The organism is Rhizobium sp. BK376 (genome assembly GCF_004341625.1).
Taxonomy (GTDB): Bacteria; Pseudomonadota; Alphaproteobacteria; order Rhizobiales; family Rhizobiaceae; genus Rhizobium.
Window position 1 is genome coordinate 1 of sequence record NZ_SLZG01000047.1, and the last position, 21267, is coordinate 21267.

Sequence of the window (21267 nt, forward strand, 5' to 3'; positions counted from 1 at the left end):
TGCCATCCAATGTCATTATGTCCACAGTCTCCGTTGTGGACACAGAATCCCTCGATGCGCCGTCAATGAACAGGTGCAGGGATTTGCGCGCTTACCATTGATCGGAAAGCGGTTCTCACCGCGACTGCGCAATCTAAAAGACCGGAAGTTCCACACGTTCGAGAAGAGCGATGCATATCCAACACTGTCGAACCATATCGGGGCGCCGATCAACACCGCCCTGATTCTCGACCATTGGGACGATCTGCTCCATCTCGCGGCGTCGATCACGACGCGGTCCGTGGTGCCGTCTACGATCCTCAAGAAACTGTCCGCATCTCCGAAGCAAAGCCATCTCGCGAGGGCGCTCCGCGAACTAGGCCGTATCGAAAGGTCGCTCTTCATGATCGAATGGTACTCAAGTCCGGCATTGCGGCGGAGATGCCAAGCCGGTCTCAACAAGGGCGAAGCCGCCCATAAGCTGAAACGCGCTGTGTTCTTCCACGAGCGGGGCGAGATCCGCGACCGGTCGTTCGAGAGCCAAGCGTTCCGCGCCTCTGGTCTCAACCTCGTCGTCAGTGCGATCGTCCACTGGAATACAGTCTATCTCGACCGTGCAATCACACAGCTGAAGCGAGCGGGTCGAGATATTCCTGATACTCTGTTGAAGCACATCTCGCCGCTCAGTTGGGAGCATATCAACCTTACCGGCATCTACACATGGGATGCCGAACATCAGATGCCAAACGGATTTCGATCGCTTCGTCTGCCAGCCGGGCTGCGGCGGGTCGCATAAGTTCTCATTCTGTTCGACCTTAGCGTACGATTTCGGACTGCTCTTGTTCTGACCCCTGATAAACGGTGGCCGACGCCGATCGCCGGCCTATTTGGCTTGGCCTTAGCAACCTTTCAGTCAGCGCGACGGAAGAGAGTGGAGTTGAACAGTTGAGGAAAGCAGCTGAATAGATCGCTGTTGAGTTACCTTTCCAAGGCCCTGCCGAGTCGAAGGATAAAAGTGATAAAATCAATATTTTAGCCAACTAAATTTGGTGGCCTTTGGTTCATGTCTGTTCAAGAGCAAAACAATAAGCTCGTTTCATGGAGCGTGGTAGTTCGGCAGCGATAAATGCTGTGGAGTCAATTGGTTCATAAACCATCGTGGCGTGGGGAAATCCAATCTGAAAACTGGTGCTTCAATTGGTCGCGCCGTTCAATATTCGAGCAAATAATGTCGAAGCCTCCATCATACGGGGCGATGATTTCACCTGCATCAGAAACGAGCAAAAATTGGAGTACCTCATCCGTCATAGCAAGGCTGGTCAGTCGCGTAATATTGTCACTGCAAATGACTTGCATACCCCCGTAAAGGTCAAACGCGATTCCACTATCGTCGGTTTCGTCGCGCAAATCACTAACGATTAGATGGAAACCCAGACGTGCCACCGACGTAAGTTTATAGCGACCATATTTACCGTTGAATTTACGAATAGGGACGAGAACCATCACCAAAGTGTTAAGCTCGCCAAACAAAGCTGTCGCGATTTCATGAAAGCGCCTGATCGCCTCTCCGTTATCGTCAGAAGTTTCAACGGCTCGTTGCGCTTGCGGAAGTGCGTAAAATCTAATCCATTCCGGTGCATGAAATTTGCGGAGTAGCCATGCGAATGGAAGCTCGGTTCCGAAGCGTCGTTGAAACGCGGTATCCTGCTCGCGCCACGATTCTGTCAGTGAACTCTTCATGTTTTTAATCCGTCATCGTGTTGATCCATCTGGCCGAACAGACTCTCTACCGCGTCCTTTTTCCCACGACTTTTCGTCTGGCCATCTTTTCCACTTTGTTCCTCCGTGACTGGAGTAATCTTTTTCCCAAATGGACCCGTTGTCAGGGTCTTTCTTTGTACCGTCCGGTCCTCGTCCCATCGATTTATCATCAGGGGTCTGGCCTGCGTATGGCGTGTCCTGAGAGTCACCCTGACTGAACAAGGGGCCAGAGAGATCGGGCGCGTTCGACGGGTAAGGGCAAACCCCCGCTGATGACGGTTGTGGTATAGGCGCAAGAAGCCAGGGAGGCAGGATCGATAGCGCACCGGACGGATCAATACGCTCAATTGGAGAATTTTCCGAGTAGGTATATCGATTTCCGTAATTTGTAGGTTTTTCATTGAACGGATCTCGCGATGTCCATCTTCCCAACTGGCGATCATAGGATCTCAACCACGTCAAACCGAGATTGCTCTTTGCATGACTTAAAGTGCCTGCAAACCCGAAATCCGCGACTTGGGCAGCAGATCCTAGCGACACCCCCCAAGCATCATAGTCAAACGCTGGAGCAGCGGTACCGCTTTCGAATACACGCCTAACGGAGCTTATTTGATCAATTGCATAGAAGAGTAGCTGATTACCTGTCCCGGCGGCATACTCCCCCTCGTCGAAATAGTTCCGCACGACACCATAGCCTGCGTCGCGTCTTTGACAAAGAACTTGCTTGCACCAAACATATTTATCGCTGACAGATGTCCCTCCGCCCGAGGGAACTTCGTCAATTTCGGTGCGCCGACCAAGCCCGTCGTATATGAATGAAGTCCTCGCGCCGGGTTGTGAGGCATAAGAAATCCCTAAGAGCCGATTTTCTGCATCCCATGAATATGTGTGCTGGCCGTCGGACAGCAAATTGCCGTTTGCGTCGTAGCTGTAAGTCTGGCCTGAAGTGTTTGTGATTTCGTTGAGATTGTTAAACGCGACAGTCTGTGTGGAGGGGCTCGGCTCGGCGATCGTCACGTCGCTGGTCTGGGTGATGCCGGTGATAAAGTTTTCCGGCGTTGTCTGGAATGTAAAATTGGTAAACTGCCCACTGCTCAGACCAGTGTTGGCGATGCCTGAGAGACGCCGATCGTGAGCATTGTCGAGATAGTTCCAGACCGTTTTGAGCGTCGATGTCGTCGGCAACAACTGCCGCGCGGTCAACTGCTGGGTTTGGCCAAGGTAACTGAGTTCAAATGCTCCGAGATCGCTTGCATGATTAATGACGCGGCCGATTGCGTCATATTGCCAGCTCTCTGCTCCGCTCCCTGAAATCTGTCGGCTGGCTGATCGCCCGAGCGCATCATAGCCATAGGAGATCGTATGCGAGCAGCTTGTAGCTCCTGTCGCCGTGAAGCATTCCTGAGCGAGCTGCTGAGCGCCATCGACGAATGACGGATTGTAGGAATAGGTCGTCCTGCCAACCCCGTCGGTCATCGATGCAATGCGCGAGAAATACGGATCATAGGCGAAGGCGACGTTCGGTGTCGGATTGACCGCGTTGAGATAGGTCAGGCCGGTCAGGTTGTTGTCGATCGCATAGGAATATTGCTTCGTCTGTCCAAGTGCGTCGAGAACGCTTTTCAGGCGACTTGTGGTGTTTTCATAGGTGTAACTGACAACGCTGTTGTCGGCATAGGTTTTGGATATCTGCCTATCCTGGACGTCATAACCCCAAGCTGTAACGTTCTCCTTCGGATCGGTGAGCGAGGTGAGGTTTCCGGAGGGATCGTAACCGAGTTTCGTCATTTGCCGCATAGGGTCAACGATTGCGATTAGTCGTCTGTTGGCATCGTATTGATATTGCCAAAGCCGCCCTTCACGATCCTTGTAGGAGACAAGGTCTAGCCGTTGATAACCATACCGTTTGGAGGTTCCGTCCGGATAGGTGATTTTAGTAACCCGGTCGGCCGCATCGTAGTCGAAAGTGACCGTCCAGCCCTCCGAGTCCGTATAGGTCCGGATACGGTCGAACGCGTCGTAGGTATAGGTCGCGGCAGTGGCATTGTTCGCGTTGGTGATTGATGCGAGATTTGCGGCACCATCATAGTGAAAGGACGTCTTTTCTCCGAGCGGGTCAGAGAAGGAAGCCATTTGTCCGGCTGAATTGTACTCAAAGGTGCTCGCACGACCAGCCGCGTCCGCAAAGTAGACGGGCCTATGCCGATCATTGTAAACGTATTGCGCTAGCGTGGAACGGGTCCCAAATTGGTCAGCTTGGCTGACGGCGGCTATGTCAATACCATCGGTGTAAGAATAATAGCTAGTGCGACCGTAGGGGTCGGTTGCCTGTGTAATATTCCCATTGCTGTCGTAAGCGTATGAGCTGATCTGGGTGGTACCATCATCAAGGACTCGCCCGATTGCGATTGGCCTGTTGTAAGAGCCGCCATATACAGAACCCGTGGAATCCGTTTGCCCGGGGTAGTTATACCAGACGCGATTTTCGAGAGGATATTTTTCGCTTTCGATCGCCGTGCCCTTTATGGTCGAGCCCGGCATATGGACGAAATGACGAATTCGAGCCTTCGTGTAGTCGCAGCCACCGCTATCGCCGCAGTTCGCTGTGACATAGGCACTTTTGTCCCAATGAAAGCTGTTGCGGTAGACCAAGTATCCGTTCGTGGGCGTAACAGGCATCCCGACTGGGACGGTGGCAGCGGGATCACTGCCAGGGATGGGCGCCGGTTCTAGCCACTCTTCCCGCTCCTTGTTTCCAAGCGGATCGGTAATCTGAACGAACCGAGGCGGTGCTGACGTCCCCGGGGCCGTAAAGCTAAAATAGCTGGTCCCGTAAGGCGTGGTCAGACTGCTGATCAGCGAGTTGGCATCGTAGGTGAAGCTCGACGTCAGACCGATAATATCGGTGATGGAGGACAAGCGGCCTAACTCGTCATAGGTCAGCTTTGCCCGGCGGCCGAATGGATCGGTGATGCTACTCACAAGAAGGGGGCGCCCGTCAATCTCATAACTCAAGGTCGTATTGCGGCCCACGGCGTCGGTGATCGAAGTCAGGCGCCTCAACTTGTCATAGTGCAGCGTTGCCGCATTGCCTTGCGGGTCGATCACCTTCGTCAAAAAGATCTTGCGCGGATAAGCGACGCTTCCGTCGGATTGTTCATAAATTTCGACGCTACCATCGCGGAGCTGGCGATGGTAGCTGATCGCCGTCTGTGATGTGAACGAAAGGATCGATCCGTCATCGTCCTGCGCGGCAAATGTGTGCTGCACGGAGTCATAGCCGAGATAATAGAAAGCGCCGCCCGATCCCAGAACGCGTGACACGTTCGCACCGGGGTTTGTGGGATCGTCGATGACATAGCTCTGCCAGTTGAGCGACCATTTTTGCCCGATATTGTAGTAATCAAAATTTGCCGGCTGGCTGTCCTCTCGCTGATTATAGCTCAGGATGACCTTCATCGACGGACCGATGGGTGGCACATAACCAACCGGCATATCGGACAACGTGACACTAACGCTCGATTCCTTGATATTGACGACGCAGAGAGGACAACCCGCAGCTGGATTATTGTTGTCGTTCTGGCCGGAGGAACTCCAATGCGACTGATTGGGATTGTTACCCGCTGTCGGCGGGGCCTCAGGCAATTTTGGATCGGCCGGAGTCGAGCCAGGGCCATTGGCTAGCGGATCGCCTGCGTCGCCCTTGCGGGTCTGGTAGGTCTCGCCCCGTCCTTGGACGGACGCTGCTTCTGCGACGGTAATCGATTTCCACTTGTCGTCGAACGCCGCGGCCGCCGGAACCAGGAAATCGCCACTTGCCTCGGCGTCGAGGGCCTCGGGCGTCATCCAGATATCTGCGTTTGGGAAGACGGCGTCGCGCACGTGATATCGACCGTTCTCCCGCCCAATGATTGTCGCGAAGTGCCCAACTTTCCAATGAACGATTGCAGGAACAGGTACGGCGTCGCCAGGCAAACGATGCACAAGGCGATAAGCGAGCTTTAAGCCGTCCGCTAGTCCGGCGACCTCAGCCAGCGTCGTTCCGTTGGGACCGGGATTGTAGAACTGCAGAAAATTCACAGTGCCGGGGTTGGCGTCGAGCGCGAGCATCAGGGCGCGGAGCGCCAATGGCCCGCAATTGAAAAGATGTGCCTGTTCGTTGCCGGGGAGAGCCAATGTTTCCCGTGCGGTCTGAATCAACTCCGTCGCAGAGCCTGAGACCTTCCGATTGCCCAGCCGCTCAAAGAGAGCTCTTAAATCCTCTGTCTTTCCAAGGCTCGCCTCCAGGTTCGCCAACTCGCCGATCGATCGATCGACGAGTGCGTGCCCCTCAGGTGAGGTGGCGTCATCTCCTTCCGACCAAGCATTGTCCAAAGCGACGATTGCTTTGGAAAAATATCCGTCATGCAGATCGGTAAGACCGACGTTTGTCCAAAGTGCAGAAGACCAGCCGCTGTTGGGGTGAGCCGCAAGAAAGGTCGTAAGACTGGAAAGATCCGACGGTGCGGATCGATGTCTAAACGCTTCAAGCGCAAAGGAAAGATCCTGATCCTCTACGGGAGAGGTTCCGTGCGTGGGAATCAGCGGCTCATAAAGACCGGGTACCGTCGCAGACATCATGGAGTCTCTGATCGGTTCTGCCAAAGCCCCCGATGTCAGGGAAATGAATCCGGACAAATAAAAACCTAGGAAAGCCCAACGATTGAGAGACATCTCTGATTTCTCTTTCCGATTTGTATTACCGTTCACAATCATCAAGATGAGGAATACTGCTTACGGCGCGGTCCAGGAAAAGCAGCCCCAGGTCCCCGATCCCCAGATCGGTTGGGTGGGCGATGATGTTTTCTGGGTGTCACCCCGTCCGGCATGGTTCGAAATCATCACGGTGGGGTCGGAAGGGATCGTCTCCTGGGAGACGCGATTGCCGTTTGCATCGTAGGCGTAGAGAACGCATTTGCCGTCGCTGTAGAGGTTTGTCGTCAAGCGCCCGTCGAAATCATAGCCATGCGCCGACGATTTTGTATCGGCTGTTGCCGGAAAAGCACTCGCAAAAAGCGCAATTAAAACAAGAACCTCTCGAAAAAACCGTACAATCATGGGGGGCATTTCCTTCAGTTTGTTCGTCGCCTTTGCGCCAGATCGGATTGTTAAATTACCAATTTCGATTCAGAGTTGAGCCGAACCGGGGCTCACTCCGGAAACCACATCGTTCGAACCTCGATGCTTTTGTAAAAAGAAACTTCATATAGATTGCATGATACGGAGTACTATACAACGCAAAACAGGTAATTACTTTAACAATTTCGAAGCAGTGCGGCGCACAGTTTATTAATTGTGCGGATTGTATTTCATTGTCGATCTCAATAATAATTGTAATAGCAATTATTACTTTAGTTTTGATTGACGATACCTTTTCGCAGTGTCATTGTTATTGCAGATTGCAAATGTACGGTCGCTCGCAATGGCATTATTGGTTGCAGCTTTCATCAGGAGTTTTCACAACCTGCCAATGCATTTCGACGCAAGCATTATATTGTCAACCGGCTTGCGGATAAGGCCGCGAGCTCAGGGTCTTCAGGGGGAACACCGTGCGACAGCAGCTTGGTAGATCCGTAACATTCGCCGCGTTTATTGCCGCTCTCAGCCTCGCTGGCAGCGCCTATGCCCAATGCAGTGTTCCTTACCAACTGAACAACGGGCAGGTCGCAGATGCGACGCAAGTTATGGGTGATATGAACGCGCTTGCGGATTGCGTCGATGATGGTGCGCCAGCCGGAGCCGCCAATAGCGTACAGGTGAATGGCGGCGGGACGCTCGCTGGCGTCGGCCCCTTGACGGATGGCCAACTCCTCATTGGTTCCAACGGGAACGCACCACAGGCCTCAACGTTGACTGCCGGACCTGGCGTCACAATCACCAACGGACCCGCAAGCATAACGATTTCGTCACAAGGCGGGCCGGCTGGCCCGTCCGGCACGGTGCAGGTTAACAACGCAGGATCATTTGCCGGGTTGCAGCTAAGTGACGGGATGATCATCACTGGCGTCGGCGCGAGCTTCAGCGCGACCGCGAAGTCCCCAAATTTGACGCTTTCGGATGGAAACCTGGTCGCCACTTCGACAAATGCGTCGTACGCTGCGGTCCTGGGCTCTAATTCGCAATCGAGCGGCAAATTTTACTTCGAGTTTCAGAACGTCAGAATCACGGACAGCAATAGCGGCATCGGGCTCGGGACCGCAGGAACCAATTTCGCCAGTTATCTCGGATCGAATGCACAAAGTGTCGGCTTGGAGCCAAACGGGGGCGTCTGGTTTAATGGCCACCAGATTGGCACAGCCTCAGCTGTTCCCGTCGGGGCCACCGTTTCCATTGCCTTGGACGTTACGAACAAACTCATCTGGTTCCAAACAAACTCGGGACTATGGAACAATTCGAGCGCGGCAAATCCTGCTACGGGAGTCGGCGGGTTTTCTGTCAGTGGGATCGGCAGCTCGGTCCTTTATCCGGCAGCGATCTGGCGTGAAGCTCTCGGCACGACGCAAATCGCGATGACATCAGCCTCCTGGATTTCTGTCGCGCCGAGCGGGTTTGGTCCGTGGGCACCTCCCTCAACGCCGACGGCGGTTAACGTTTCTGGAGCCGCAACGTTATCTAACGACGGCACGCTAACCTCGAATGCCAGAGCGGCGCAGTCGACGCCAAACAATCCGACAGGCACCACGAGTGTTGGAACCCAGACCATGCAAGGTCTTGCAGGTTCAGTCACACCTGGAGCTTCGGGACGAATATTGTTTATGGCGTCTGGCGATGGCTTCAATACCGCTGCCGTCGGTCAAGGCTTCATCGTGCAGCTTCGCTACGGGACTGGCACGGCGCCCGCCAACGGCTCCGCTGCGGCCGGAACTCCTATCGGCGGAGCAATCAAGGGTGTGACGGCGGTCGTCTCGTCCGCACAACAAATCCCATTTGCTGTTCAAGCTTTGGTACCCAATCTGACGCCTGGAACGGCTTATTGGTTTGACCTTGGTCTTGCTGCCATCGGTGGAGGGACTGCGGCCATCGAAAACGTGAGCTTGACGGCCGTTGAGATGTGAATGTCGAAAATTAGATCCGCGTGGACCTCGGATCGGTCCGTACAACGTTGGTTGCCGCCGATGACGGACTCTGTTCGAGAAGCGCCGGCATGTCGTGCTCGGATCATCTATGATGGCGATCAATGGCCGGATCCAGCGGGAAGGCGGAGGTCTTCCATTTTGTGGCGCAGCAGCTGTTCGACCTGTCAGCGGATCTGTGGGGCCTCCCGGTCGGGATACCGAGTTCAAGCTGTCGGCGGACAGGGGCGATGAGTTTGCTCATGGTGGTGGTCCGGATCCCGCGCAACACGCCAAAGCCGGTCTTGCAGCTGCCGGGATATGTTCGTGCCGGACTGCAATCGATACTCTGAAGGTGACAAGCCGGAATTTTCACTGATTTCTAAACCGGAAACCGGCAGGTCGCCGGTTCGAATTGGTTCAAGAGCAAACTGCGAAAAAACTAGCCACTCAGGAGGAGAGGGATTCGGGAACCTATTTTTCGCTTTTCAAGCGTTCGAAGGTCGGTCTGGCGGGGTCATCCTCGGGTGTATGACGCAATCGGTGACGGCGTCCAGCTCATCGCGCTCTTCTGCGTGGCGGTGTCCCCACCGGCACAGGGCAAGCAGGATCGTTTCGAGGCCAAGGCCAAGTTCGGTTGCACTGTATTCGACCCTGGACGGGACTTCGGCGAATATTTCGCGGCTAATAAGGCCGTGCTCTTCCATCTCCCGCAATTGCTGGATCAGGACTTTCTGGGTGATGCCGGGCATCATCCGCTTGAGCTCGGACAGTCGCTTCGACCCTGCAAAGACGTGGTAGAGGATGACGGGCTTCCATCGGCCGGCAATTACCTTTAGCGCACGTTCGACCGGCAGTTTCGGCAGGTTCTTGATGATCTGCGCCATGGTCACCTCCTGGTGTGTATGGAACGAAACGGTGTGTATCCGGACCTCCGAGCATATTGATACATCCTGCCTGACATCAACCCAATGTTCAGGTGATCCATGAAAGCCATTCAATTCAACCGCTTCGGTCCGCCGGAAGTTCTGGAAACAATCGATTTGCCGATACCGGTTCCGCAGGCAGGGGAGGTTCTGGTGCGGGTCCGGGCCGCGGGGGTCAATTTCTTCGAAGTGCTGATGCGTGCCGACCGCTACGCTGTCACACCTGACCTCCCGATGGTCCCCGGCGTCGAGGTCTCAGGCATTGTCGAGGATGTTGGATCGGCCACCGACCAATCGCTGCTGGGTATGCGTGTGGCGGTCCCGCTGTTTGCCACCGGGACCGCCACTGGAGGCTACGCGGAATTCGTTGCGGCGAACGCGGCCTCAGTCGTTCCCCTGCCAGAGGAGCTTTCCTTTGAGGACGCAACGGCCTTGATGGTGCAGGGGTTGACGGCGCTTCATCTCACCCGTCGCGCATGTCCCGATGGCAAGTCTGTTCTCGTCAATGCTGCAAGCGGCGGCGTTGGCTCCCTGCTGGTACAGCTTGCCAGGCACGCCGGCGCGCGTTCGATTATCGCCGCCGCGAGCTCGGAGGAGAAACTGGCAATCGCGCGATCTCTCGGGGCCGACGCCGGCGTTGATTACAGCCGGACCGGATGGGAGGATCACGTCAAGGCGCATACAGGTGATCATGGTGTGGACATTGTTTATGAAACGATCGGCGGGCCGATAACGGCTGCATCCCTTGGGGCCCTTGCTCCCGCTGGCGAGTTAGTGTTTGCGGCACTCGGTCGTTTCGAGCTGGAAAGGCCCCAGATCGAGGCGATGATCTCGAACAACCAGTCGCTGAAGGGATTTGCCTTGTTGCCGCTGTTGACAGGGGAGGGGTTGCAGCGCGACCTTTCACAGCTCTTCGAACTGTCGGCGAGGGGCAGCCTGACCGTCCTTCGTGGCGAGAGCATTCCGCTCGATAACGCCGCGGCCGCTCACCGCGCGTTCGAAGACCGCTTAACCGTCGGCAAGGTCGTGCTTGTACCCTAGCGATGACAGGGCAGGGGTTCGAGCCGAGGGTTTCGGACGGGCAATAATCTGGGCGCAAAGTATTACAACTCTGGCTGATTGCGCATGCCGTTGGATGCTTGCCCGTCCGGCAAACTTGTCGAGAGCGAGAATTTCGCAAAGCGTATATAAGAGCGTCTGCTGAGTTGGCGCGGTTTGGGGTAGGGTCGGGAGTAATCGTTTATTCACCAACCCTTCGACCACGCAAACAAAGGGCCGCGAGCAAACTAACGACTATACCGAAGGCGGCGATCCAGAAAGCCAATTGCGCACCTTCAGCGATTGCAATCCGTAAGGCCTGGCCTGTCATGCCTGCTACATGCCGGTCGGCGACGGCAATCAACACCGCCAATCCAATGGCGTTGCCGACACTGAGGGTCGTGGATGCCATGCCGGAGGCAACGCCCTGCTCATCATGATGGACGCCGGACGCGGCCGCGATCCACATTCCCGTCCACACTATCCCTTGCCCGATACCAGAGACAATTAGGCCCGGCACAATAGCGAGATAGCTACTGTCAGCACCTGCCCCAGGGACAAGAAGAGCAGTGCCTGCTGCGCCGACCACCATTCCACTGATCAGTGTTGTAGGGGTCGATAGCCGCGTCGCCAACCGTTCGCCGATCTGCGTGCCAGCGGCGATGGCAATGGAAGGGATTAGGAAGGCAAAACCGGTCTGGAGAGCGGTAAAACCGTGGACGTCCTGGAACAGTACCGTCAAGAAATAGGGCAGCGCGCCGAAGGTACCCATGTAAAGGAAAGTGATGGTCATTCCGATGACAAGGCTACGGTTGCGAAACAGGCGCAATGGCATTTGCGGATCGGAGCTTCGCGCCTCGATCACGACGAAGCTGAAGAGGAAGATTACCGAGAGCGCGACGGCCCAAAGGACTGGCGCAGAACCCCAACCGAATTCCGGCCCCTGTACGAGCGCGAAGACTGACAGCGTGGCGCCGACCGTGGCGGTAAGCGCGCCCGGAAGATCAAAGCTGCGACGCTCATGCCGTTTCGGATCACGGGGGATCACAAAGAAAGCCGCGAGGATGGCAATGCTCGCCAACACTACATTCACATAAAAAACTGCTGGCCAGCCCCAGGCAGCGGTTAGAAATCCGCCGGCCAGCGCGCCGATGGTCAGACCGCTAGCACCGGCGCCGCCCCATACGGCGAGCGCCCGATTGCGCTCAGGTCCCTCCGCAAACAGGCGATTGAGGAGTGAGAGCGTTGCCGGGAACAGGAAAGCAGCGCCTACCCCCTGTACGGCGCGCGCGAGAACGATGACCTCAGGCGACCAAGCGAGCCCGCCCGCGAGCGACGATAGCGCGTACAGACAGAGTGCGCAGATAAACATTCGCCGCTGTCCAATCAGGTCAGCGGCACGGCCGCCGAACAGGAGGAAGCCGCCGCAAAGGACCATGTAGGCGCTGACTACCCACTGCAGGGTCTGCCCGGAAAAGCCGAGTCCGGCACCAATCTTGGGTAGCGCGACGAACACGATATTGATGTCCAGCGAATAGATCAGTTGGGCGAACGCAAGCAGCGCCAGCGCACCCCCTCGCTTTGTCCGGGTTCCTGTTGCTTCAGCGAGCTTTGCCTGATCCGATGTGCTCATTCTGCTCTCCATGCAGTTATTCTTTATCGATCGACAAAGAATGGAGGCTTGCGTCGAACAGTCAAGTAATTTATTTGTTGATCGACCAAGAATGGAGGGTCAGATGGCCGGACGGCCAAGAGAGTTCGATAGGAATGAGGCGCTGGCAAAAGCGCGAGATGTCTTCTGGTCACGCGGCTATGAGGGCGTGTCGATGGCCGACCTCGTTTCCACGCTAGGGCTTGCTTCAGCCCGCATCTATGCCGCGTTCGGCTCAAAGGAGGCGCTGTTTCGGGAAGCAGTGGAGCTATACGATGCCGAGGAAGGCGGCTTTGCGACACGGGCCATCGCGGAAGAGCCAACGGCTCAGCTGGCAATCGAGCGTATCTTGCGCGAAGCGGTAGAGACTTACACCAGAAAGGGCCGACCGCACGGTTGCATGGTTGTGTTGGCAGCCACCAACTGTGCCAGCGAGAACGAAGGTGTACGCGAGTGGCTTGAGGGGTATCGCCGCCGGCGCACAGCTTCGCTGGTCGAACGGCTTGAGCGTGCAGTTGAAGACGGCGAACTCAAGCCCGAAACCGATGCCCGGATTCTTGGCGACTATTACGCAACGGTCCTGCATGGCCTTTCGGTGCAGGCGCGGGACGGTGTGCCGAGAAGTCGTCTGCTGGCGACAATACCGACGGTAATGCTCGCAGTTTGCTCTGCTGCTTATCCCCGTTCGTTTCCGAGGGCTACATAGCGCCTCGCCAATTCCGCGGCATTTATATCGCTCTTATGGTGGCCGCCAGTCTCAAGCTCACTAGATAAGGACGCAGAAAGTCCCACGATCCGGGCCAATTTCCGTGCATCCGCTTTCACCGGCCGGGCGGCATGAACCTCTATCGCTAGGAGTTCAGGAGGAGTGGCGAGGTCCTGGAGGTCGTTGTTGAGGGCTCTCTGATTGCCAATGACACCGCTCTGATGCGGATTGCGGCACAGCAGGGATTGGGTTGACCGGTGCTTGACAGCAGCGTTTCCGAGGGCCTCAATTCAGCTGCGACGGCGGTCTGTCACTAAATTCGCATGTGGCCAGGGCCGCTCAGTCTCTACACATGCGGATTGTCCTTGGAAAGCAACCCGACCCGTTCGACGGTTTCTGCGTCGGCAGGGAATAGCATCTCCAACGCCAGCTCCGAAAGCGTGACCTCCGTCGGCGTCCCAAATACCGTCGTCGTGCTAATAAACGAGATCGTCCCGAGGTCCGTGCGGATCTGGAGCGGAGTGGCGAAGCGATACTCGCCTTCGCTCGCATTCCTCTCTTCGCCGAGCGACGTGTACGGGTACGAGATGACCTCGTCGAGCAGTGCGCGGACGCCAGGCTCTGCTCGCGCTTCGATCTGATGCTGAAGCACAGATATGATGTGGCGCCGCCACTGGCCGAGGTTCACGATGCGGGACGCCATTCCGTCTGGATGCAGCATCAGTCGCACGACGTTGACAGGCGGGATCAGCAAGGGCGAGGCAACATCCACATAGAGCTGCGGCAGCACACGATTGGACAAGACAATGTCCCAGTGTCGATCGACTGCGAACGCAGGGTAAGGCCGGTGGGCATTGATCACCTGTTCGATCGCAAGGCGCGCCGACGTCAAATCATGCAGCGGATGTTCTTCGAAGGCCGGGGCAAACCCGGCAGATAAAAGCATCCGGTTGCGGTCACGCAACGGAACGTCAAGACATTCGGCGAGCCGCAGTACCATTTCGCGGCTTGGTTTTGCTCGCCCGGTCTCAAGGTAGCTTAGATGCCGGGCGGAACTGTCGGCGGCTTCGGCAAACTCCAGTTGCGACAGACGGCGGTGCTGCCGCCATCGCCGCAGCATGGATCCGAAGGGCAACAGACGTTCCGACGACACTACTGACATATGGGGATCATACTGAGGGAAGCTCATGCCCGCCATGACCTCACAGGTCAGATTTGATAGGTCGGTAACAGCTTTTTTGACCTCCCACGTTATCGACGGTGCCACACGACATCTGCATTCTTGCTCAGCCGGCGATAGGATGAGCAGGCAGGAGTTGCGCATGGACATTGTTGTATTAGCAAACCGCTACGTATCACTCTGGAATGAGCCGGACGAGAAGAATCGCAGGGATATGGTGGAGGGGCTTTGGACGCCGGTTGGGTGTCACTTTGTCGGCTCGCGAGCAATCCAAGGGTATGACGCGCTTGAGCAGCGCGTGGCGGAGGCGCACCACAAGAATGTTGTTCAGGGCGGCCATCAATTTTCCTTGCGCTCGGTCTTTTCCGTCCACGATGCGGTCATTCTCGATTGGACGATGCATCCTGCTGCCGGCGGCGAAATTGTCGCTGCGGGGCGCGACGTCCTCCTCGTCGACTCCAACCTGCGTATCGTGTCGGACTACCAAGTGATCGTTGCTTGAGACCAGACGTCGAGTCGGCCCCGGTTGACGGGCGGCCACGCGTTCAATTGGGGCTCCATATCCACACTCAATAGCAGAAGTGAATAATCGCATGCAAAGTTACGTCCTTGATTCGTTTGGTTCCGGTACCACCGGGCTGCTCCTCGCCGAACGTCCCGAACCGACGCCGAAACCGAATGAGGTCGTTCTTCGGGTGCGAGCGAGATCGCTGAATTTTCGCGACCTGCGCATCCTAGAAGGGCTATATCCAGTCCATGCCAACCGTGGCGTCGCGGCCCTTTCCGACGGTGCCGGTGAAGTTATGGCTGTCGGGAGCGCGGTGACCAGGGTTTCGATAGGTGACCGTATCGTCGTTGCCTATTTCCCGCGGTGGGTCGATGGGAGATTCTCACTTTCCATGGCTGGCGAGCAATTCGGCTGTACCCGCGACGGCATGCTCGCACCGCTCGTCGCGGTACCTGAAGCGGCAGCGGTTCGCATCCCTGACAATCTCAGTTTTGAAGAGGCTGCCACGCTGCCATGCGCCGGCGTCACAGCCTGGGCGGCATTGCATGGGCCACGTCCACTCGCAGCCGGCGAGAGCGTCTTAACCTTGGGAACGGGCGGCGTGGCGTTGGCAACGCTCAAATTCGCCAAAGCGCTGGGCGCCACGGTCATCGCGGCGACGTCATCTGCCGCTAAAGCCGAACGCCTCCGGGCGCTCGGCGCGGACGTCGTTGTCGACTATCGCGATCGATCCGATTGGAGCCAGGCGGTGCGACAGGCCACCGGCGGCCGAGGCGTCGATCACGTTGTCGAGACGGGCGCGCTCGGCACCTTGATGCAGTCGGTGGCCGCTCTTGCCACTGAAGGCGAATTGGCCCTCGTCGCAGCTCTTGATCCCGGCCAGATCGAAGCACGCACTCTGTTTGCCAACGCGACGAGCCTCCGGCGGATCTATGTCGGAAGCCGCGCGCACCTTGAAGCCGCGGTTCAATTGGTCGGTTCCGCCGGCATTCGGCCGGTCATCGATCGCGTTTTTGGTTTTTCAGAAGCGCGCGACGCTTATTCCTATGCCGAGAAACGCCAGCAGTTCGGAAAAATCGTAATTGTCGGCGACTGATCACAGAAGGGGCCGCTGAGTCACAGCGTCCCGATCTGCATCTAAGCTTCGACCGCGAACGGAGCAGCGCCAACCCAGCGTGCCGAGAATAGTTCACGAATGAGCTCTTGAGCGACGGCATCATAGCCCAGTGTTGCTTCAGGTGGGCCGCACGTATCGGAAAGTTTTACGGCGTCCGAGAGCCCGCCGCGCATGATCGGCAGGCGGAGGGTGGTCCAGTCGAGCGCTGACTGTTGCAGCAATCGCATATGCTCCTCTCCGTCCAGGATAAGCGGAGCCATGTGGCGCATCAGCATCGCGCGTCTCGCCGCCTGCCAGCCATCTTTCTGACCGACTTCCAAGTCGAGTCGCGCAGCAGAGCCGGTGGTGGTCACGATCCTCGTAATAGACCGTTCCGTCATCACCGGTATCAGATTCCGCATGGCCGCGGAGCAGACGTCCATTGTCGGGGACCCTGCGGCACCAAGCGTGGAGACAACCATCGACGCTCCGTCGAGCAGTTCAGCAACAATGGCGGGATCGTGAACATCGCCGTGGACCTGAGTAACGTGCGGGGCGTCGCCCGCTATTCTGCTCTTATGCGCCAGCACGCGAATGTGACAGCCGCGAGCACGGAGACGATCGTACACCCGGCAGCCGAGGCGACCACTGCCGCCCAAAAGCGCAATAACGGTCATAGCCGATGATCCTCAAGGAACATTTGGATGGGTTGGATCAGCCGGTCGCCGGCCTCCTCCGCGACATTGTGGCCGACATCGGCGAACTCGATGCAGCGGTTCCTGGGGAAAGCCTTCCGCCAGGTTGGGAGCACAGGCGCAAGCCCTGGATCTTTCATGCCCCAAACCAGAAGTGCTGGCAAATCAGCCAAGACAGACGCGCGCGCCCCTATCCGCGAAACCCAATCGTTTTCGCCGAGTATTGCTCTTGGAAATATCCAGGTCGGTTCCCGCGAGGACGGGGTCGCAAACGGAGCAAGGAACTGATCGTGGGTTGCACGGGGTAGACGAGACCGATCACCGAAAGACCCCTTAAATACGAGCCGGGTGAAGAAATTGAAGCGGCGCGTAAGCCAGCGGGCCACCCCACTGCCGACGATCGTGCTGAAGCGGCGCATCATCAAGAGGTCGCTTATATCGAAGAACCAGCTGTTGAGGGCGATGATGCGACGAATGCGATCCGGGTGCGTCACAGCCCAGTCCAATGCGATCGGACCACCCCAATCATGGACGATGAGTGTCACGTCGCGCAGGTCGAGGCCATCTACGAAGCGGGCGAAGTTCGCCGCATGGAATTGCGGAAGATAGGACACTCCGGGCGGCTTGTCGGAAAGTCCGAAGCCGAGATGATCCACGGCAATGCAGCGATAATTCCTGGACAGGCTGCAGATGAGTCGCCGAAATTCGAATGACCAGCTGGGGTTGCCATGCACAAAGAGCAAGACGTCGCCTTCGCCCTCGTCCACATAATGCATCCGACCGTCGGGCAGACTGAACCAATGCGACGCAAAGGGATAGGCCTTTCGATCGAGCCACGATGGCTCTTGAGGAATGGAGATGATATTGCTTCTCCGCATGAACAACTCCGTCGATTTCAACGATGACTTAGTTTCACGCTCTCCTGCAGACGGATCAACGCACCGAGAGGTGCGCGCCGACGCAGCGACTTGTCCGCTCGGCTTGGCAATCAACACGATTGGAGGACGCTGGAAGCTTCATATCCTGCGTTCTTTGCTGCTGGTCGGGCCCCTTCGCTACAACGCTCTCTTGTCCGCAATCGTCGGGATCAGTCCCAAAGAGTTGACGCGCAACTTGCGCGAACTCGAAGCGGCACGCCTGATCGAGCGCGTTGCGGTAGAAGGTCAGTCTGCATATGGGCTTACTGCACTTGGACAAGAAATCGAGGGACCGTTTCGCGCTTTGGGGATCTTCGGAACAGCGCTCGCGAGGCGGAGAGATCCGTTCTAAGCGGGAGCCAATAGGAGGCTCCCAGTGGACTTGAAGATAAAGCGGCCGAATGTCCCTGAGCGACGTCATACGCTACCGGCCCTCGCCAAGTCTGCCGTGGTTCAATAGATAAGTTAGTGCTTACCGGAGCTGCTTCCCGGTCATCCTGCGTGCGCGAGCTCGGCGCGATATGTGGCCCCTGACAGTGCGCCGCCCATCTCTTCGCCTTTTGATGGTCCAAGGAACGGCAGCACAACTGTTCTCAACTTCCTTGCTTCAGCCTTTTTCGGACCGCTTGTCGCGCAAGCATCAGTGCACGTTCGTCTCTGGAGAAAGCTGCGATATTCGCTGAACCCTGGAACGCCTGAAGCTCGAAGATCAGTTGGTCGAGGTCCGTCGAGGGCGGCAACTCGCCAGACTGAAGCCCGCTATCGGCGGCCCGACGCAGAGCTTCCGTCCACAATTGCTGACCCTGTCGGAGCGCGTTGGGAATAGCCCCGTGTCTTCCTCTATAATCTGAGATCGCACTGGTGAGGAGACATCCACCGCTGCAACCGGGGTCCGAGACAACGTCGAACCATGCCTCGCAGAGCCTTAACAATGGGGTGTTCGGCCCGATGCTGCTTTCGGCGAGCTTTTCTATAACGCGCGCGCCAAATGCGCCGACGCTGGAGGCCAAGGTTTGCAGTTGGAGCTGTTCCCGATCGACAAACAAAACCTGAAGGCTGCTCTTGGGCATGCCCGCCTCAGCCGCCACTCGGCCGAAGCTCAGCGCTTCGAGGCCTTCCGCCTCCGCAATTCGCGTCGCCGCAGAAAATGCGATCTCGCGCGAAATTGCACCGCGTCGCCGCCGGCCATCTTCTTGCTTAGCCTCACTCATTTTACTTTTATATACGTTCGACCGTATTTTTCAATTGACTTTTCGTTGGAAAAATAAGTACGTACGATCGTATGTTATGCGGAGGAAAATCATGGTAGATCTTAGTTATCAAACTCCGAGCCCATCCCAGCTCGCAGCAGCCGAAGCGGTGGTGGCCCGTTTTGCCGAGCGCTGGGCGCGTCCTGATGCCGACGCCTTGCGAGACCTTATGCATCCCGACACACAAAACCTGATCCCGCCTATGACGGAGCCGGGGGATCGGGAGGCCGTGGTGGAACATTTTCGCCGCGTCTTCGCCATGCTGCCCGATCTGCGCCTCGAAGTGCTGCGCTGGGCGCCGACCGGTGACGCCGTTCTGGTGGAATGGCGTGCGTATGCAACGGTTGCTGGCGTCCTGCTTGATTGGACGGGCGTTGACCGATTCAACATCCGGGGTGACGCGATGTATGAAGCGCGCGTTTACTGGGACACCCGTGGACTTGCCGAAAGGATGGCCGCGGCAATGCCAGCGCCGACCGTGCCTTGATCAACTATCCTGTACTGCGGTGCCGAACGATACAGCTTTGCTATGCTCGGTCGGCACGGTGGCGCAGCTATGCCGCCAAGTGGGTTCGTCGATGGAATCCCGCTAAAGCGGGACGCCCTTAGTCAGCTCGGCACCCAATTTCGTCAACTCGATAAAAACCCGAGCGCGTCGCCCAGGGGAACCCCTGACTGAATCGCGCTGGCGTTTTTGTTCTCGCGCAAGCTTTGCGTCTGGGTAAATCCCTTGGTTTCAGCAGTGACCCTCGACGCTCCGACTGATGATATTTCTGTAAGTGCCTTGACAAATAATACGGACGTCCGTATTAATTCTGACATGACAAAACATTCTCATCGTGAAGCTATTCTGGAAGCCGGTCGAACTGTGATGTTCCGCAAAGGATATGTCGGTTCAGGCGTCCGCGATATCGTCGCCGAAGCATCGGCCCCACAAGGTTCTTTTACGAACCACTTTCGCTCAAAGGAGGCCTTCGCGAAGGAGGTGCTGGACCGGTATTTCGCCAGCCTGAAAGAGGCAGTGCACGAAGCGCTGGGCGATAAGCGGCTAACGCCCCGCCAGCGGATCAACCGTTACCTGGACATAATCATCGACCGATTGGCTGTCGACGGCTTTCAAAGAGGTTGTTTGATCGGTGACCTCAGTCTTGAGGCCGCGCCCCAGAGCGAGCTTCTTCGTCAACGGTTGAGTGAAATCTTTCCCGAATGGTCAGCGCCGTTTGCCGAATGCATTGCCGAAGGCCAGGCGTCAGGAGAAATCTCGGATGCATTCGAACCAGATGACATGGCGGAGTTCCTGATCGCAGCCTGGGAAGGAGCAATATTGCGCATGAAGGTATCGCGCGACGCAGAGCCATTGGAGCGCTTCAGACGCTTTGTTTTCGCTACCGTACTCAAAGGTCAATCGTGATGCACCCAGATATCAGCCTGCCCCGCCTGCCCATCCTTGATTCCGAAATGGCCTTTCGCGAAGCTGGACGAACTGACGCCCCCACCGTGCTTTTCTTCCACGGCAATCCCACCTCGTCCTTCATCTGGCGAAACATAATTCCGCTCGTTGCCGACGTGGGTCATTGTATCGCGCCGGATCTGATCGGTTTCGGGCAATCCGGCAAGCCAGATATAGCCTATCGGTTCGAAGACCATGTGAGATATCTCGACGCCTTCATCGAAAAGATGGAGATCCCCTCAGCCTACGTCGTCGCGCAAGATTGGGGTACAGCGCTTGCGTTCCATCTTGCCGCTCGCCGGCCTGACTTTGTCAAAGGCTTGGCGTTCATGGAGTTCACAAGACCCATCCCGAGCTGGGAAGAGTTTTTGCGCGATCAGGCGGAGCGCGAGGTCTTCCGCAAGTTTCGCACACCCGGCGAAGGCGAAAAGCTGATCCTGGAGGACAACGCGTTCGTAGAGGGCGTACTGCCGGGAGCAACCGTCCGTGCCTATACGGCGGAGGAAATGGCGGTTTATCGCTCACCATTCCCGACGCCTGCTTCCCGAAAACCAACGTGGCGTTTTCCAAACGAGCTGCCGATCGCCGGCGAGCCTGCTGATGTTTACGCGACGATAGAGCGCGCGCACGAAGCCTTGTCGGTCTCGACCTATCCCAAACTGTTGTTTGCCGGAGATCCAGGCGCACTCGTGTCGCCTGAGGTGGCAGAGGAATTTGCTCGCAGATTGCATGACTGCCGCCTGGTGAAACTTGGTTCGGGTCTTCACTACCTCCAGGAGGACCACCCCGAGATCATAGGCGAGACGGTGGCTGGGTTCATAGCCGAGATTGAAGCGACAACGGTCGCGCGGTCTGCTCGCGCCATGGCATAGTTCAAGAATATTGGACGATCGGCGACTTCGACCGGTGGGTAAAGTGCCTTCGTGAGATCGGCGGTGGAAAAGTCGGCCACGGTAGCGGCGGAATAGTCCAGCCGCGGGCGGAGTAAAATCCGGCCACCTATTTCCTTTCTGCAATGA

The 21267-nt window shown here is 56.9% G+C and carries 18 protein-coding genes and 2 pseudogenes; 11 read left to right on the top strand and 9 right to left on the bottom strand.

The genetic code is table 11. From position 1 onward, the window contains the following. Positions 1–97: 97 nt before the first annotated feature. Positions 98–775 (top strand): annotated as a pseudogene (locus tag EV561_RS35065) (Tn3 family transposase); the annotation flags it as partial. A gap of 350 nt (positions 776–1125) precedes the next feature. Here the strand turns inward: EV561_RS35065 and EV561_RS35070 are convergent. From EV561_RS35070 to EV561_RS35080, 3 genes are read right to left on the bottom strand one after another with little or no spacing between them, the layout of a single operon-like run. Next, the gene (locus tag EV561_RS35070; protein ID WP_132528481.1) at positions 1126–1719 is read right to left on the bottom strand and encodes a hypothetical protein; all 594 of its coding nucleotides are present in this window, start codon (positions 1717–1719) and stop codon (positions 1126–1128) included. Positions 1720–1731: 12 nt separating this feature from the next. Next, on the bottom strand, positions 1732–6453 hold the full coding sequence (locus tag EV561_RS35075; RefSeq protein WP_132528482.1) for an RHS repeat-associated core domain-containing protein: 4722 nt from the start codon (positions 6451–6453) through the stop codon (positions 1732–1734). A gap of 60 nt (positions 6454–6513) precedes the next feature. Continuing rightward, positions 6514–6837 (bottom strand): RHS repeat domain-containing protein, encoded by a 324-nt coding sequence (locus EV561_RS35080; protein WP_132528483.1) that lies wholly within the window; start codon positions 6835–6837, stop codon positions 6514–6516. A 491-nt stretch (positions 6838–7328) separates the two neighbouring features. Between EV561_RS35080 and EV561_RS35085 the strand changes: the two genes are divergently transcribed. Together EV561_RS35085 and EV561_RS38265 are read left to right on the top strand one after the other, a co-directional pair. Continuing rightward, positions 7329–8834 (top strand): hypothetical protein, encoded by a 1506-nt coding sequence (locus tag EV561_RS35085; protein WP_132528484.1) that lies wholly within the window; start codon positions 7329–7331, stop codon positions 8832–8834. Positions 8835–8901: 67 nt separating this feature from the next. Continuing rightward, positions 8902–9210 (top strand): annotated as a pseudogene (locus tag EV561_RS38265) (hypothetical protein); the annotation flags it as partial. 109 nt (positions 9211–9319) lie between these two features. Here the strand turns inward: EV561_RS38265 and EV561_RS35095 are convergent. After that, positions 9320–9718 (bottom strand): helix-turn-helix domain-containing protein, encoded by a 399-nt coding sequence (locus tag EV561_RS35095; protein ID WP_132528485.1) that lies wholly within the window; start codon positions 9716–9718, stop codon positions 9320–9322. A gap of 99 nt (positions 9719–9817) precedes the next feature. Here EV561_RS35095 and EV561_RS35100 point away from each other — a divergent pair, with 99 nt between their 5' ends. Continuing rightward, a complete protein-coding gene (locus EV561_RS35100) occupies positions 9818–10798 on the top strand; it encodes an NADPH:quinone oxidoreductase family protein (protein WP_132528486.1) in 981 nt (326 codons plus the stop codon). A 199-nt stretch (positions 10799–10997) separates the two neighbouring features. On the opposite strand, the gene EV561_RS35105 is transcribed toward EV561_RS35100, so the two are convergent. After that, positions 10998–12428: an MFS transporter gene (locus EV561_RS35105; protein WP_165928032.1), complete on the bottom strand. Its 1431-nt coding sequence runs from the start codon at positions 12426–12428 to the stop codon at positions 10998–11000. A 103-nt stretch (positions 12429–12531) separates the two neighbouring features. Here EV561_RS35105 and EV561_RS35110 point away from each other — a divergent pair, with 103 nt between their 5' ends. Beyond that, positions 12532–13152 (top strand): TetR/AcrR family transcriptional regulator, encoded by a 621-nt coding sequence (locus EV561_RS35110; RefSeq protein ID WP_132528488.1) that lies wholly within the window; start codon positions 12532–12534, stop codon positions 13150–13152. A gap of 346 nt (positions 13153–13498) precedes the next feature. Here EV561_RS35110 and EV561_RS35115 read toward each other — a convergent pair whose 3' ends face one another. Next, positions 13499–14482: a helix-turn-helix transcriptional regulator gene (locus EV561_RS35115; protein WP_245513233.1), complete on the bottom strand. Its 984-nt coding sequence runs from the start codon at positions 14480–14482 to the stop codon at positions 13499–13501. Here EV561_RS35115 and EV561_RS35120 point away from each other — a divergent pair. Both EV561_RS35120 and EV561_RS35125 read left to right on the top strand, forming a co-directional pair. Continuing rightward, positions 14475–14834, top strand: a complete 360-nt coding sequence (locus EV561_RS35120; protein ID WP_132528489.1) for a hypothetical protein — start codon at positions 14475–14477, stop codon at positions 14832–14834. The two genes, EV561_RS35115 and EV561_RS35120, sit on opposite strands and share 8 nt — an antisense overlap. 91 nt (positions 14835–14925) lie before the next feature. Then, entirely contained in the window at positions 14926–15936 is a 1011-nt protein-coding gene (locus tag EV561_RS35125) for an NAD(P)-dependent alcohol dehydrogenase (protein WP_132528490.1), read from the top strand. A 41-nt stretch (positions 15937–15977) separates the two neighbouring features. Here EV561_RS35125 and EV561_RS35130 read toward each other — a convergent pair whose 3' ends face one another. Beyond that, positions 15978–16613 (bottom strand): NAD(P)H-binding protein, encoded by a 636-nt coding sequence (locus EV561_RS35130; protein ID WP_132528491.1) that lies wholly within the window; start codon positions 16611–16613, stop codon positions 15978–15980. After that, positions 16610–17509, bottom strand: coding sequence for an alpha/beta fold hydrolase (locus tag EV561_RS35135; protein ID WP_132528492.1), 900 nt, complete (start codon positions 17507–17509; stop codon positions 16610–16612). The genes EV561_RS35130 and EV561_RS35135 overlap by 4 nt, the downstream gene beginning before the upstream one ends. Here EV561_RS35135 and EV561_RS35140 point away from each other — a divergent pair. Beyond that, complete coding sequence (locus EV561_RS35140) at positions 17490–17900, top strand: helix-turn-helix domain-containing protein (protein WP_165928033.1); 411 nt, start codon at positions 17490–17492, stop codon at positions 17898–17900. The two genes, EV561_RS35135 and EV561_RS35140, sit on opposite strands and share 20 nt — an antisense overlap. A gap of 241 nt (positions 17901–18141) precedes the next feature. Here EV561_RS35140 and EV561_RS35145 read toward each other — a convergent pair whose 3' ends face one another. Beyond that, positions 18142–18618 carry a hypothetical protein gene (locus tag EV561_RS35145; protein ID WP_245513235.1) on the bottom strand — a complete coding sequence of 159 codons (477 nt, stop codon included), beginning with the start codon at positions 18616–18618 and terminating at the stop codon, positions 18142–18144. A 232-nt stretch (positions 18619–18850) separates the two neighbouring features. Between EV561_RS35145 and EV561_RS35150 the strand changes: the two genes are divergently transcribed. From EV561_RS35150 to EV561_RS35160, 3 genes are all read left to right on the top strand, one after another. After that, the gene (locus tag EV561_RS35150; RefSeq protein ID WP_165928034.1) at positions 18851–19285 is read left to right on the top strand and encodes a nuclear transport factor 2 family protein; all 435 of its coding nucleotides are present in this window, start codon (positions 18851–18853) and stop codon (positions 19283–19285) included. A gap of 333 nt (positions 19286–19618) precedes the next feature. Next, positions 19619–20209 carry a TetR/AcrR family transcriptional regulator gene (locus EV561_RS35155; RefSeq protein WP_132528498.1) on the top strand — a complete coding sequence of 197 codons (591 nt, stop codon included), beginning with the start codon at positions 19619–19621 and terminating at the stop codon, positions 20207–20209. Next, on the top strand, positions 20206–21120 hold the full coding sequence (locus EV561_RS35160; RefSeq protein WP_207910657.1) for a haloalkane dehalogenase: 915 nt from the start codon (positions 20206–20208) through the stop codon (positions 21118–21120). The genes EV561_RS35155 and EV561_RS35160 overlap by 4 nt, the downstream gene beginning before the upstream one ends. The last annotated feature ends 147 nt before the right edge of the window (positions 21121–21267 follow it).

Bases quoted from the DNA above. Each gene is read 5' to 3' on its own strand.
- EV561_RS35070 (WP_132528481.1), bottom strand. From the start codon at position 1,719: ATGAAGAGTTCACTGACAGAATCGTGGCGCGAGCAGGATACCGCGTTT.
- EV561_RS35075 (WP_132528482.1), bottom strand. From the start codon at position 6,453: ATGTCTCTCAATCGTTGGGCTTTCCTAGGTTTTTATTTGTCCGGATTC.
- EV561_RS35080 (WP_132528483.1), bottom strand. From the start codon at position 6,837: ATGATTGTACGGTTTTTTCGAGAGGTTCTTGTTTTAATTGCGCTTTTT.
- EV561_RS35095 (WP_132528485.1), bottom strand. From the start codon at position 9,718: ATGGCGCAGATCATCAAGAACCTGCCGAAACTGCCGGTCGAACGTGCG.
- EV561_RS35100 (WP_132528486.1), top strand. From the start codon at position 9,818: ATGAAAGCCATTCAATTCAACCGCTTCGGTCCGCCGGAAGTTCTGGAA.
- EV561_RS35105 (WP_165928032.1), bottom strand. From the start codon at position 12,428: ATGAGCACATCGGATCAGGCAAAGCTCGCTGAAGCAACAGGAACCCGG.
- EV561_RS35110 (WP_132528488.1), top strand. From the start codon at position 12,532: ATGGCCGGACGGCCAAGAGAGTTCGATAGGAATGAGGCGCTGGCAAAA.
- EV561_RS35120 (WP_132528489.1), top strand. From the start codon at position 14,475: ATGGACATTGTTGTATTAGCAAACCGCTACGTATCACTCTGGAATGAG.
- EV561_RS35115 (WP_245513233.1), bottom strand. From the start codon at position 14,482: ATGTCCATGCGCAACTCCTGCCTGCTCATCCTATCGCCGGCTGAGCAA.
- EV561_RS35125 (WP_132528490.1), top strand. From the start codon at position 14,926: ATGCAAAGTTACGTCCTTGATTCGTTTGGTTCCGGTACCACCGGGCTG.
- EV561_RS35130 (WP_132528491.1), bottom strand. From the start codon at position 16,613: ATGACCGTTATTGCGCTTTTGGGCGGCAGTGGTCGCCTCGGCTGCCGG.
- EV561_RS35140 (WP_165928033.1), top strand. From the start codon at position 17,490: ATGATATTGCTTCTCCGCATGAACAACTCCGTCGATTTCAACGATGAC.
- EV561_RS35135 (WP_132528492.1), bottom strand. From the start codon at position 17,509: ATGCGGAGAAGCAATATCATCTCCATTCCTCAAGAGCCATCGTGGCTC.
- EV561_RS35145 (WP_245513235.1), bottom strand. From the start codon at position 18,618: ATGCCCAAGAGCAGCCTTCAGGTTTTGTTTGTCGATCGGGAACAGCTC.
- EV561_RS35150 (WP_165928034.1), top strand. From the start codon at position 18,851: ATGGTAGATCTTAGTTATCAAACTCCGAGCCCATCCCAGCTCGCAGCA.
- EV561_RS35155 (WP_132528498.1), top strand. From the start codon at position 19,619: ATGACAAAACATTCTCATCGTGAAGCTATTCTGGAAGCCGGTCGAACT.